Raw genomic sequence first — 13,190 nt, forward strand, 5'->3', positions numbered from 1 at the left:
ATGGAAATAATGAGTACCTTTGCACTGTAATTAATGATGTAACTGCTTCAATGAATATCATAGGAAAGATCAAACATCTGGCTGAGATGCCGACGTTTCATGTGCTTCTCGCTCTGAGTGCCGCACATTGTCTTAATGACCTGTTGCAATCGGTGATAACAGCTATGTATCCGATGCTTAAGGCAGATCTTGGTCTGTCGTTCGGTCAGATTGGTATAATAACTCTTGTGTATCAGATGGCAGCGTCGATATTCCAGCCTGTAGTGGGGTATGCTTTCGACAAGCGTCCGTTTGTGTTCAGTCTCCCTGCCGGCATGGTGTCCACGTCGATAGGTATAGTGATGTTTGCCTATTGCGATACTATGGCGGGCATACTTGTGTCGGTGTTTATGGTAGGTATAGGATCAGCGACGCTCCATCCCGAGGCGTCGCGCATCACTTCGCTTGCCGGAAGAGAGCGAAGAGGATTTGCCCAGTCGGTGTTTCAGGTCGGAGGTAATTTCGGCGGCTCTGTGGGTCCGTTGCTCGTGGCTCTGATTGTTGCTCCTCACGGGAGGCATTATGTGGTGTGGTTTCTTGTGGCATCCACTCTGTGTTTTGCCGCTATGAGACCGATATGTAGATGGTATGGTCTTTATCTCAGGGATCTTCGCAGCCGTCCGCAAGGGGTGTCCCAGCCATTGAAGTTGCCGTTGTCGCGCAGGATGACGGTGTTTGCCATAGCGGTGATTGCCGTGCTTATTTTCTCCAAGTACATATATATGGCATCATTGTCGAGCTATTATACGTTCTATCTGATAGATAAGTTCGGTGTCAGTGTGTCGCAGTCCCAGATATTCCTGTTTGTGTTTGTGGTCTCCACGGCTGTTGGGACTCTTGTAGGAGGACCTGTGGGTGACCGTTACGGACGCAAGATAGTGATATGGGTCTCTATACTCGGCACCGCTCCGTTCAGCCTGCTTATGCCACATGTGTCTCTTCCAGTCACGGTGGTGCTGAGTTTCTGTGCAGGATTCATGCTTTCATCGGCTTTTCCTGCCATACTTCTGTATGCTCAGGAGCTGTTGCCCTCCAAGCTTGGTATGATATCCGGATTGTTTTTCGGATTCTCGTTCGGAGTGGGAGGCATAGCGTCGGCCGTATTGGGAGGATTTGCCGATACTTATGGCATTGAGATGGTCTACAATGTGTGTGCCTACACCCCGTTGCTGGGCGTAGTGGCGGGACTTCTGCCAAATCTGAGGAATAGGTGAAAAACTCAGCAGTGATATATTTGAGATTACCGAAAATTTGATTACATTTGCAACGATTAAGTAAACACCTTAAAAAACAATACTTATAATCATATACTTACAATGGATATTTCGCATATCGAACATGTCGGCATCGCTGTCCCCAATCTGGAGGAGGCCATCGCTTTTTACGAGAACACCCTTGGCATCAAGTGTTTTGCTATAGAGGAAGTAGAGGACCAGAAGGTGCGCACAGCATTCTTCAAGATCGGTCAGACAAAGATTGAGCTTCTTGAGGGCACTTCCCCCGAGAGCGCGATCAGCAAGTTTGTAGCCAACAACGGCGGACGCGGTGGCATACAGCACATTGCGCTCGCCATTGAGGATGGTGTGGCAAATGCTCTCGCCGAAGTCGAGGAGAAGGGTTGCCGTCTTATCGACAAGGCTCCCCGCAAGGGTGCCGAGGGTCTTAATATCGCATTCCTTCACCCGAAGTCAACTTGCGGCACTCTCATAGAGCTCTGCGAGGACCCCAATAAATAGTAAAATATAAAGAGTAAAGAAAGTTTATAAAGTCGGTTGGCAGGTGGATTAGCCTGAGGTGCTGTCCTCTCATGGAAGGCTTTATAAACTTTTAAACTGTAAATTCATGACAATAGAATGAGCAATCAGCTTGAAAAAGTAAAAGAGCTTATCGCCTTGCGCGAGGAGGCTCGTCTGGGCGGTGGTGAAAAGGCCATCCAGAAACAGCACGAACGCGGCAAGTACACAGCCCGCGAGCGCATAGCCCAGCTCCTCGACGAAGGTTCGTTTGAGGAGATCGATATGTTCGTGCGTCACCGTTGCTACAACTTCGGACAGGAGAAGAAGAGCTATCTCGGTGACGGCGTTGTTACCGGTTACGGTACTATCGAAGGACGTCTCGTGTATGTGTTCGCACAGGATTTCACTGTCTTTGGCGGATCACTCAGTGAGACTATGGCTCTCAAGATCTGCAAGATAATGGATATGGCGATGAAAATGGGAGCTCCTGTCATCGGTCTTAACGACTCAGGTGGTGCCCGTATCCAGGAAGGCATCAACGCTCTTGCCGGATATGCCGAGATATTCCAGCGTAACATCCTTGCATCAGGTGTGATACCTCAGATTTCAGGTATCCTCGGTCCGTGTGCCGGCGGTGCGGTGTATTCTCCCGCCCTCACTGACTTCACTATTATGACCAAGAGTATTTCCTATATGTTCCTCACAGGTCCGAAGGTTGTAAAGACTGTCACCGGAGAGGATGTGAGCCAGGAGGCACTCGGCGGAGCAGCCGTTCATTCTCAGAAGAGCGGTGTGGCCCATTTCGCAGCCGAGGATGGAGAGGAGACACTGTCGATCATCCGCAAGCTCTTCAGCTACATTCCTCAGAACAACCTTGAGGAGCCGCCGCTGGTAGAGTGCAACGACCCCATCGACCGTCTGGAGGATTCTCTCAACGAGATCATACCAGATTCAGCCAACCGTCCTTATGATATGTATGAGGTGATTGGTGCTATAGTCGACAACGGTGAATTCCTTGAGATACAGCGCGACTATGCCAAGAACATCATCATCGGTTTTGCCCGATTCAACGGTCAGGCTGTCGGCATTGTCGCCAATCAGCCCAAGTTCCTTGCCGGTGTGCTTGACAGCAACGCATCCCGCAAGGGCGCGCGTTTCGTTCGTTTCTGCGATGCGTTCAATATACCCCTTGTCACCCTCGTTGACGTTCCGGGCTTCCTTCCCGGCACAGGTCAGGAGTACAACGGTGTCATCCTTCACGGAGCCAAGCTCCTCTATGCTTACGGAGAGGCTACAGTGCCCAAGGTAACCGTCACACTCCGCAAGAGCTACGGCGGCAGCCATATCGTGATGTCGTGCAAGCAGCTCCGCGGCGATATGAACTATGCCTGGCCTACAGCCGAGATTGCGGTTATGGGTGGCGCAGGAGCCGTTGAGGTGCTTTATGCCAAGGAGGCGAAGGCTTCCGACGATCCCGCCAAGGTGCTTCAGGAGAAGGAGGCAGAGTACAACAAACTCTTCTGCAACCCCTACAATGCAGCACGTTACGGATATATCGATGACGTCATCGAGCCGCGCAACACACGATTCCGTGTTATCCGCGCTCTCCAGCAGCTCGCTACCAAGAAGGTGGTCAACCCCGCCAAGAAGCATGGTAACATACCTCTATAATCCCCCACGCAACCGATATGAAAAAGAGAATATTAACCCTCTTCGTGGTGGCACTCGCAGGCGTAATCGCCATCTCAGCCCAGGGACGTCGCGGTCTCAGGATCAATGAGGTGATGATAGCCAACGACTCCACCAGCGTGGTCGACGACTTTGGCAGGTACAATGCCTGGGTGGAGCTTTTCAACTCCACTTTCGGTCCGCTTGAGATTTCAAGTGTGTTCCTGACCAATGATCCGTCCAAGCCTACGCTTTATCCCGTGCCGCTCGGGGATGTCAACACTGAGATCCCTCCGCGCCAGCACATTCTTTTCTGGGCTGACGGACAGCCCAATAAAGGCACATTCCACACTAATTTCGTGTTCGTTCCGGGCAAGGACAATTATATTGCCATCTATGATGCCGACGGCAAATCGCTGATCGATGAGATCACGGTGCCTGGTGATCTTAAGCCCGGTCAGACCTATGCACGCAAGGTTGACGGCGAGGGCGGAGTGAACGATGTTGATGCCTGGGAGGTGCGTGACGGATCGGAAGAGAAGTACATCACCCCTTCGAGCAACAATGTCATAAAGAGCACCAATTTGAAGGTGGATATGTTCGCCGAGCAGGACGAGAACGGTTTCGGCATGGCAATCATGGCTATGTGCATCGTGTTCACCGCTCTTCTCGTGCTTGCATTGTGCTTCAATATCATCAACAAGATAGGTGCGCGTATCTCCACCAAACGTAAGGAGAAAGCTCTTGCCGACACTCTTCCCGAAGTGGTATCGGAGGGCCGTCCCGACAATGATACCGGTGAGGTCATCGCTGCCATCTCCATGGCACTTCATGACCATCTCGACGCTCACGACCGTGAGAGCACAGTGCTCACAATCAATAAGGTGCGTCGTGCTTACTCACCCTGGAGTTCTAAAATCTACTCGTTGCGCGAGCTCCCGCGCCGTTAATCAACACCCTCATTCAATCAGTAAATTTAATCATGAAAGAATATAAGTATCGCATCAACGGCAACCCCTACACGGTGAAAGTGGGCGACATCGACAACAATCTCGCTAAGGTAGAAGTCAACGGCGTTCCCTACAAAGTGGAGCTTGAGAAGACTGAAAAACCTGTCACCATCGTGAGCAAGCCCCGCCCATCGGCGGCACCGCGTACTGACACCGGAGCTAAGGTCATAACCAAGGCCCCTGTTTCGGCTTCAGGTTTCCAGGTCAAGGCTCCTCTCCCCGGTGTGGTGATGAGCGTTCAGGTGAAGGTTGGCGACAATGTAAAAGCATCCGACACCGTAGTTATGCTTGAGGCTATGAAGATGGAGAACGCTATCCACGCCGGACAGGACGGCAAGGTGGCTTCCATCGCTGTCAACGTGGGCGACTCGGTGCTCGACGGTGCAGTTCTCATAACTCTCGAATAATCTCTTAATTGCTTTTATTATGAGTTTTGGAGATTTTATAATGCAAAACCTTCAGGAGTTCTGGCACCTGACAGGTTTCTACAATGCCACATGGGAGCATATCGCGATGCTTGTGGTGGGACTCTTCTTCATATGGCTTGCCATAAAGAAGAATTTCGAGCCCATGCTTCTCGTTCCCATCGGCTTCGGTATACTTATCGGCAACATCCCGTTCAACACAACTGCCGGACTTGAGGTAGGTATATACGAAGAGGGGTCTGTGCTCAATATCCTGTATAATGGTGTGAGCGCAGGATGGTATCCTCCGCTGATATTCCTCGGCATTGGTGCTATGACCGACTTCTCGGCACTGATAGCCAACCCTAAGCTCATGCTTATCGGTGCGGCAGCCCAGTTTGGCATCTTCGGTGCATATATGGTGGCTCTGCTGCTCGGGTTCGCTCCCGATCAGGCAGGTGCCATAGCTATCATCGGTGGAGCCGACGGTCCTACAGCTATCTTCCTTTCATCCAAGCTTGCCCCCAATCTTATGGGAGCCATAGCGGTATCGGCTTATTCCTACATGGCACTCGTGCCTGTGATACAGCCGCCGCTGATGCGCCTGTTCACGACAAAACATGAGCGCGTAATCAAGATGAAGCCTGCACGTGCCGTGTCGCAGAACGAGAAGATTATCTTCCCGATTGTAGGTATGATCCTCACCTGCTTCGTGGTGCCCTCCGGCATTCCTCTGCTTGGTATGCTTTTCTTCGGTAACCTTCTGCGCGAGTGTGGCGTGACCAACCGTCTTGCCAAGACTGCGAGCAACGCTCTTACCGATATTGTCACAATCCTTCTCGGCATGACAGTGGGTGCTTCCACTCAGGCTACCGAGTTCCTTACATGGGAGACTGTCCGCATCTTCCTGCTCGGATTTATGGCGTTCATCATCGCTTCCGCAAGTGGTGTGCTCTTTGTCAAGCTGTTCAATCTCTTCCTCCCCAAGGACAAGAAGATCAATCCGCTCATCGGCAATGCCGGCGTATCGGCTGTGCCTATGTCAGCACGTATCTCCAATAACTTGGGTCTGGAGTACGATCCTTCCAACTATCTGCTTATGCACGCTATGGGTCCGAATGTGGCTGGCGTCATCGGTTCGGCGGTTGCAGCGGGTGTTCTCCTCGGCTTCCTTGCCTAAATTATTAATAAGGTGTTGCATCGTGTGCCGGTGCAGCACCTTATTTTCTTTTGTCAGGAATTTTACACATACATCGAACTTTGCGCATAATTTGGGCGTTTAGTAATAGGAACACAGAACGTGAGCACATCATTCTCTCCTAATTGTCACATAGCTCATCAACTTAACATCGGCCAAAATGGTAACAAAACAAGTCATCAATACGCTTTACAAGCAGTTCAACCGTCCTCCCAAGTCACCGGATGAACTTAATTTGGGACTCATCTTTGATTATACCATGGACAATCACGGTATATTCATCGATGAAGAAAACCTTTATATCGGCAGTATCGAGCCCTCCTCTCCGTTCTCGACTATCGAGCTCAAGCGCATCCATGAGATAGTGGAATTCGAGATGGTGATTGCGATAGTCCTTCCGGCTTCTATTATTTTCTTGAACAAGGAAAACTCTGATGTAAATATTCATCTGCGCCTCGACGATGAAAGACCCACTGTGTGGCAGCGCATCAAGACCGCTGTGGTCCGAGGTTCTTAATTAACCGATATGCAACGCTCCCAGATATTTGATCGTACAGCCCGCTTGCTTGGCAATGACGGGCTAAGACGTCTTGATGACATAAATGTAATAATATTTGGTGTAGGCGGCGTGGGGAGCTGGGCTGCTGAAACGCTTGTGCGTACCGGTGTCACGCATATCACCCTTGTCGATGCCGATAATGTCGCTCCGTCAAATATCAACCGTCAGCTTCCAGCCCTTGCCTCCACCGTAGGGCAGGTCAAGGTTGATGTGCTCAGGCAACATCTTCTCGACATCAATCCTGAAGCCTCTGTAACTGCGCTTCACACTCTATATAATGCATCTACGGCATCCTCATTCAATCTCGAACAATACGATTATGTGATCGATGCCATTGACTCCCTCTCCGACAAGGCTCTTCTCATCCTTAATGCCTCCGAGTCGATGACCGGACATAGAGGCATGCAGCTCTATTCTTCAATGGGTGCCGCCCTCAAGCTCGATCCCTCCCGCATAGCGGTGGCAGAGTTCTGGAAGGTGAAAGGATGTCCGCTTGCAGCCGCCTTGCGACGTAAGTTCAAAAAATCCGGACAGTTTCCCGCCCATAAGTTCAAATGCGTATATTCCGACGAGCTTGTGCCTAATTCTAAGGAATATGAGCCTGTCGCTACAGATGACGGCATGGCACCGATGTCATTCAACAAGGCTGTGACAAACGGCTCGCTCATGCACATCACCTCAATATTCGGAATCACCCTTGCATCACTTGTGATACGTGATGCGATAAGCAGACATCACACTTTTTAATCATATTCACAATAATGCTACGTAACCACACATTTCTTGTTTCTGTTTTTGTCGCACTGTTCTCTTTAGTGCTATCGTCACCCGCCGAAGCGAAAGGACCACATTCGGCCAAGCCTGTTGTCTCTATCCTTGGTGACTCATATTCTACATTCAAGGGCTATATACCTGACAGCTATGCCTGCTGGTATGACACAACGCCGTTGACAGATAAGATACAGGCAAAAAAGACCGATGTCAACGATGTCAAGCAGACCTGGTGGTGGCAGCTTATCAATGATGGCGGATATATACTCGGAGTAAATGATTCCTACAGCGGTGCCACCATATCGTTTACAGGCTACCAGGGCGAGGATTACTCTGACCGTTCGTTCATCACACGTCTGCCGCGTCTTGGCTCGCCCGACATTCTGCTCATTTTCGGGGCGACCAATGACAGCTGGGCAGGATCACCTTTAGGGGAGTTCGTCTATAGCGATGTCGCACGCGAGGATCTTTATAAATTCCGTCCAGCCATGAGCCGGCTGCTTTCCGAGGCAGTCAACCGCTTCCCCGGCACAGCCATTTATTTCATAATCAACAATGGGCTTAAGCCTGAGATAGAATCCTCCATCAAGGCTGTGTGTGACCATTACAAGGTGGCTTATATCCAGCTTCACGACATAGACAAGCTTTCGGGTCATCCGTCACGTAAAGGCATGAAGCAGATCGCCACACAAGTGCTCGAAGCTATAAGATAAGGATAAATATAATGCTATAAAAATAGATCAAGATGCACCTTAATCATATTAAGGTGCATCTTGATCTATTTTTATATGGATGTTTGGTCGATGGGTATTTCTTTTTTCGGGGGGATTTTGTTCCAGGCGAATTCGGTGATAAGTTCGTGAGGAGTGCACGGTGCCGGGCTTGGTAGGATGCCTGATAAATGGGCGAGGATGCCTGTAATCTCTTGTGGCGTGTGTCTTTTTCTCAGTTCATCCATGCTTAGTGAACGGTCGCGTTTGGAGAGGCGCACCCCATCGGAATTGCATATGAGCGGCACATGGGCATAGGCGGGAGGGGTTAGTCCGAGCAGACGGTACAGATAGGTCTGCTGGGCGGCTGAAAGGAGAAGATCGCTTCCGCGCACCACTTCATTTATCCCCATCAAGGCGTCGTCAACTACTACTGCGAGCTGGTATGCCCAGGCTCCGTCGGCACGTTGGAGTATGAAATCGCCACACTCATGCGTGAGATTGACCCTCTGGTTTCCGTATACGGTGTCGGTGAACAGTATCTCCTCGTCGGGTACATACAGGCGTGTGGAGTGTCTGGCTGTCGGGTGCTCGGGGAGGAATGACGGCAAAGATGTGGGACGGCAATGTCCGCCGTATATGATTCGTCCGTCACTCTGATGAGGGGCTTGTGTGGCTATTATGTCGGCACGCGTGCATGTGCAGGGGTAACTGTATCCTGTGGCGCGGATCTTGTTGAGATAGATTCGGTATATGTCGCCTCGCAGGCTCTGCCGGTATGGGCCGTGAGGACCGCGGTCGGAAAGTCCGCCTTCGTTCCAGTCGAGACCAAGCCAATGGAGATCGTCCTCGATCAGTTTTGCATATTCCTCTTTACTGCGCTGAGGATCAAGGTCCTCAATGCGTAGCACCCAGCGGCCGTTGCGTGAACGGACCGACAGCCAGGACAGGAGAGCTGAGAACAGATTGCCCAGATGCATCCTTCCGGTAGGAGAGGGGGCGTATCTTCCTACCGGTGTGACACAGGATTTGTTTTTACAGGATTTGCTATCCATATTGTTAAATTGACATGCAAATTTAGCTAATTTTTGTAAGCGTGTCACATAATTTTTGTACCTTTGCATTAATACCATATTTCTAACTACCTAAAATGGATAAAACTTATCATCTTGCAATTGACCTTGGTGCGACATCAGGTAGGTCAATACTCGCCGGCTATGATGGCGATAATGTAGTGATGAGCGAGCTTACCCGCTTCCACTATCCGATGCTTACTATACGCGGTCATCTGTTCTGGAATCTCCCTCTTATATACCAGGAAGTGATAAAGGCAATGAAGGCCGCTGCTGAAAAACTCTCTGAATCAGGTTCTGAACTGTCGTCAATAGGTATTGACACTTGGGGGTGTGACGTGGCTTATTTCTATGCCGACGGCTCTCTTGCAGGATTGCCCTACTGCTATCGTGACACTCATACAGAGGGTGCGGTGGATGAGTATTCCAAGGTTATATCTCGCGAGACAGTGTATGCCAAGACCGGAATCCAGTTCATGGATTTCAACACTCTGTTTCAGCTTCACACCTTGCGCCGTAACGGAGCCAAGGTGATTGACTCTGCCGATAAGATATTGTGGATGCCGGATGCGGTGGCATATATGCTCACAGGCAATGCTGTTACCGAATACACTGTTGCATCTACTTCCGAGATGCTTAATCCCGCTACCGGCGACCTTGATGTGGAGCTCCTTGACTCAGTAGGCCTGTCACGTTCGAAGTTCGGTCCGATAGTTCAGCCCGGACATATCATAGGTGCTATTCTCCCTCAGGTACAGGAGGCCACCGGGCTTGGTGAAATCCCGGTTATTGCTGTTGCCGGCCATGACACAGCGTCAGCTGTGATCGGAGTGCCGACACCTGATACCGACTACGCCTATCTGAGCTGCGGCACATGGTCGCTTCTTGGCATAGAGTCGCCCGAGGCTATAATAAATGACAAGAGTTTCGGATACAATTTCACCAATGAGGGTGGCATTGACGGCACGACCCGTTTCCTTAAGAACATATGCGGACTTTGGATATTCGAGCGTGTGCGTGCCGAACTCGGACTCCAGGATGCTGACATCTCGAAGCTTGCCGCGTCGTGTCACGACTCCGTATGCCAGTCGATAATCAATCCGGATGATCCATCGTTTGCCAACCCCCGATCGATGGTCGAAGCTATAAATTCGTATTGCAGGGATCATGGCGAAGAGGTGCCGGTCACGACAGCCGACTATGTGCGGGTGATATACCGCAGTCTCGCTCACCGTGTTGCCGAAATGCTTGATGTGCTTAAGGAGTTCTCTACAGCTCCTGTTAGAAGGCTCCATGTGATCGGAGGCGGCTCCCGCAACAGTCATCTCATGCAGATGCTTGCTGATGACTGTGGCATACCGGTGGTGGCTGGTCCTGCCGAATGCACTGCTCTTGGGAATGTGCTTGTGCAGCTTCGCGGATGCGGACGCGCCGAAACTCTCGCCGATATGCGCAGGATTGCTATAAACTCCACTGAGACATCGACTTTTACTCCGCAGGTGTAATCCGCAGGATCGATGCTTATTACTCTATCTGAGTATGATTAATTTGTAAAACCAGAATAATATTTAAAAATACACAAGACCATGAAAGAAGAATCAATCAAGAAGGCTTATGAGATAGCCCGCGAACGTTATGCCGCCCTCGGTGTCGATACTGACAAGGTGCTCGACCAGATGCAGGATTTCCATTTGAGCATGCATTGCTGGCAGGCTGACGATGTGGCAGGTTTCGAGCCTCACGACGGCGGTCTCACCGGTGGCATCCAGGTCAACGGCAACTACCCCGGCAAGGCACGTAATATCGATGAGCTCCGTTCCGATATTCTTTATGCCATGTCGCTCATCCCAGGCAAGCATCGTCTTAACCTCCATGAGATCTATGGAGAGTTTGGCGGCAAGTATGTTGACCGTAACGAGTGCTCAATCGAGCATTTCCAGGGCTGGATTGACTGGGGTAAGGCTAACGGTATCAAGCTCGACTTCAACTCCACCTCATTCTCTCATCCCAAGAGCGGCGACCTTTCACTTTCCAATCCCGACAAGGGGATACGTGATTTCTGGATCGAGCATTCAAAGCGTTGCCGTGCCATCTCACAGGCTATAGGCGAGGCTCAGCAGGATCCCTGTATCATGAACACTTGGGTGCATGACGGATCAAAGGACATCACTGTGAACCGCTATATGTACCGTGAGCTTCTCAAGGATTCTCTTGACCAGATTTTTGAGAAGAAGTATGACTGGATGAAGGATTGTGTGGAGTCAAAGGTGTTCGGTATAGGTCTTGAGAGCTATACAGTAGGCTCCAACGATTTCTATACAGCCTATGCCTCCAAGCGCGACATGATGATCACTCTCGATACAGGTCACTTCCACCCAACAGAGAGCGTTGCCGACAAGGTGTCGTCCATGCTTCTCTTCGTGCCCGAACTTATGCTTCATGTGAGCCGTCCTATACGTTGGGACTCTGACCATGTGACCATCATGGACGATCCTACACTCGACCTCTTCAGCGAGATTGTGCGTGCGGGTGCTCTCAACCGTGTACATTACGGTCTTGATTACTTCGACGGAACTCTCAACCGTATCGGTGCTTATGTGATAGGTAGCCGTGCCGCACAGAAGTGCATGCTCCGCGCTCTTCTCGAACCGACCGACACGCTCCGCAGATATGAGCTCAACGATCAGAAGTTCCAGCGTCTCGGACTCCTTGAGGAGTGCAAGAACCTCCCCTGGAACGCTGTCTACGATATGTTCTGCCTCAAGAACAATGTTCCGGTGGGCGAGAGCTATATCGCTTCGGTGGAGCAGTATGAAAAAGAAGTCACCTCAAAACGATAAAAGGGATATAAAAGTTTCAAAAGGACAGAAGAAACACATGTGTTAAATTCATTCTTTATTGAGAAAGTATGCGTATATTGTTTTGTCCTTTTGAATCTTTTGCGTCGATCATAAAATTTATAATATGATTCTTCTCGGACTTTTAATCATTGCCATCGGGGCTTTCTGCCAGTCGAGCTGCTATGTGCCCATCAACAAGATCAAATCCTGGAGTTGGGAGAGCTACTGGATAGTGCAGGGTGTGTTTGCATGGCTTGTGCTGCCGTTGCTCGGCGCGCTGCTCGCTGTACCTGCCGGACGCTCGCTCTGTGAACTGTTTTCCGAAGCTCCGTCATTCAATCTGTGGATGACAGTGCTTTTCGGTGCGCTCTGGGGTGTGGGTGGTCTCACATTCGGACTCTCCATGCGTTATCTCGGCGTGGCACTCGGCCAGTCCATAGCACTCGGCACCTGTGCAGGTCTCGGCACCGTAATGGGTCCGGTGCTTCTCAACATCTTCTTCCCAGAGAATGACCCCCTGTCACAGCTCACATTCTCTGTGATACTCGGAGTTGTGGTCACCCTTGTCGGCATAGCCATTATAGGTGTGGCAGGCTCTATGAAGGCGTCATCGCTGAGCGAAGAGGAGAAGAGGGCTGCGGTCAAGGACTTCAATTTCCCTAAAGGTATCACCATCGCGCTGCTTGCAGGCTTTATGAGCGGATGCTTTAATGTAGGACTGGAGTTCGGTAGCGGCATCAATTTCGGTGAGCTCACCAATCCGATGTTCCGCACCCTTCCCGCTACATTGCTTGTGACGCTCGGAGGCTTCGTGACCAATGCCGTGTACTGCTTCTATCAGAACAGCCGTAACCGCACCTGGGGTGATTATGCCAACGGAGCTGTGTGGGTCAACAATATGTTCTATTGTTTCCTCGCAGGAGCCTTATGGTACAGCCAGTTCTTCGGACTTGCTCTCGGAAAGGGTTTCCTTACCGACTCGCCCACACTCATGACTCTCTCATTCTGCATACTTATGGCACTCAATGTGGTGTTCTCCAATGTGTGGGGAATCATCCTGAAAGAGTGGAAAGGATGCTCATCAAAGACTATCATGGTGCTCCTTACTGGTATCGTGGTGCTCATAGTGTCATGTTTCCTTCCGCAATTAATATAACTCTCCGTTCCATTAACTGATAAACC

Annotated in this window: 13 protein-coding genes; 12 read left to right on the forward strand and 1 reads right to left on the reverse strand. The window is 50.5% G+C overall.

The window, feature by feature from the left end; all coding sequences use genetic code 11:
- Positions 1-50 precede the first annotated feature (50 nt).
- From EZ315_RS07020 to EZ315_RS07060, 9 genes are all read left to right on the forward strand, one after another.
- Positions 51-1,253: an MFS transporter gene (locus EZ315_RS07020; RefSeq protein WP_242452529.1), complete on the forward strand. Its 1,203-nt coding sequence runs from the start codon at positions 51-53 to the stop codon at positions 1,251-1,253.
- Positions 1,254-1,355: 102 nt separating this feature from the next.
- Positions 1,356-1,775: a methylmalonyl-CoA epimerase gene (gene mce / locus EZ315_RS07025; protein WP_135471453.1), complete on the forward strand. Its 420-nt coding sequence runs from the start codon at positions 1,356-1,358 to the stop codon at positions 1,773-1,775.
- A gap of 117 nt (positions 1,776-1,892) precedes the next feature.
- Positions 1,893-3,446: an acyl-CoA carboxylase subunit beta gene (locus tag EZ315_RS07030; protein WP_135471454.1), complete on the forward strand. Its 1,554-nt coding sequence runs from the start codon at positions 1,893-1,895 to the stop codon at positions 3,444-3,446.
- Between the two features lie 17 nt (positions 3,447-3,463).
- Positions 3,464-4,393, forward strand: coding sequence for an OadG family transporter subunit (locus EZ315_RS07035; protein WP_135471455.1), 930 nt, complete (start codon positions 3,464-3,466; stop codon positions 4,391-4,393).
- Between the two features lie 32 nt (positions 4,394-4,425).
- Positions 4,426-4,860 (forward strand): biotin/lipoyl-containing protein, encoded by a 435-nt coding sequence (locus EZ315_RS07040; RefSeq protein WP_135471456.1) that lies wholly within the window; start codon positions 4,426-4,428, stop codon positions 4,858-4,860.
- Positions 4,861-4,879: 19 nt separating this feature from the next.
- Positions 4,880-6,037, forward strand: coding sequence for a sodium ion-translocating decarboxylase subunit beta (locus EZ315_RS07045; RefSeq protein ID WP_135471457.1), 1,158 nt, complete (start codon positions 4,880-4,882; stop codon positions 6,035-6,037).
- Positions 6,038-6,215: 178 nt separating this feature from the next.
- On the forward strand, positions 6,216-6,572 hold the full coding sequence (locus tag EZ315_RS07050) for a hypothetical protein (protein ID WP_135471458.1): 357 nt from the start codon (positions 6,216-6,218) through the stop codon (positions 6,570-6,572).
- Positions 6,573-6,581: 9 nt separating this feature from the next.
- A complete protein-coding gene (locus tag EZ315_RS07055) occupies positions 6,582-7,361 on the forward strand; it encodes a tRNA threonylcarbamoyladenosine dehydratase (RefSeq protein ID WP_135471459.1) in 780 nt (259 codons plus the stop codon).
- Positions 7,362-7,375: 14 nt separating this feature from the next.
- The gene (locus EZ315_RS07060; protein WP_135471460.1) at positions 7,376-8,098 is read left to right on the forward strand and encodes an SGNH/GDSL hydrolase family protein; all 723 of its coding nucleotides are present in this window, start codon (positions 7,376-7,378) and stop codon (positions 8,096-8,098) included.
- Positions 8,099-8,169: 71 nt separating this feature from the next.
- On the opposite strand, the gene gluQRS is transcribed toward EZ315_RS07060, so the two are convergent.
- Complete coding sequence (gene gluQRS / locus EZ315_RS07065; RefSeq protein ID WP_135471461.1) at positions 8,170-9,150, reverse strand: tRNA glutamyl-Q(34) synthetase GluQRS; 981 nt, start codon at positions 9,148-9,150, stop codon at positions 8,170-8,172.
- Between the two features lie 95 nt (positions 9,151-9,245).
- On the opposite strand from gluQRS, the gene EZ315_RS07070 reads away from it, so the two are divergent.
- The 3 genes from EZ315_RS07070 to EZ315_RS07080 all read left to right on the forward strand — a co-directional run bounded on the left by EZ315_RS07070 (position 9,246) and on the right by EZ315_RS07080 (position 13,164).
- On the forward strand, positions 9,246-10,673 hold the full coding sequence (locus EZ315_RS07070; RefSeq protein WP_135471462.1) for a rhamnulokinase: 1,428 nt from the start codon (positions 9,246-9,248) through the stop codon (positions 10,671-10,673).
- A gap of 81 nt (positions 10,674-10,754) precedes the next feature.
- Positions 10,755-12,008 (forward strand): L-rhamnose isomerase, encoded by a 1,254-nt coding sequence (locus EZ315_RS07075; RefSeq protein ID WP_135471463.1) that lies wholly within the window; start codon positions 10,755-10,757, stop codon positions 12,006-12,008.
- A gap of 124 nt (positions 12,009-12,132) precedes the next feature.
- Positions 12,133-13,164: an L-rhamnose/proton symporter RhaT gene (locus EZ315_RS07080; protein ID WP_135471464.1), complete on the forward strand. Its 1,032-nt coding sequence runs from the start codon at positions 12,133-12,135 to the stop codon at positions 13,162-13,164.
- Positions 13,165-13,190: the final 26 nt, after the last annotated feature.

This window comes from Duncaniella freteri (assembly GCF_004766125.1).
In the GTDB taxonomy this organism is placed as follows: Bacteria; Bacteroidota; Bacteroidia; order Bacteroidales; family Muribaculaceae; genus Duncaniella; species Duncaniella freteri.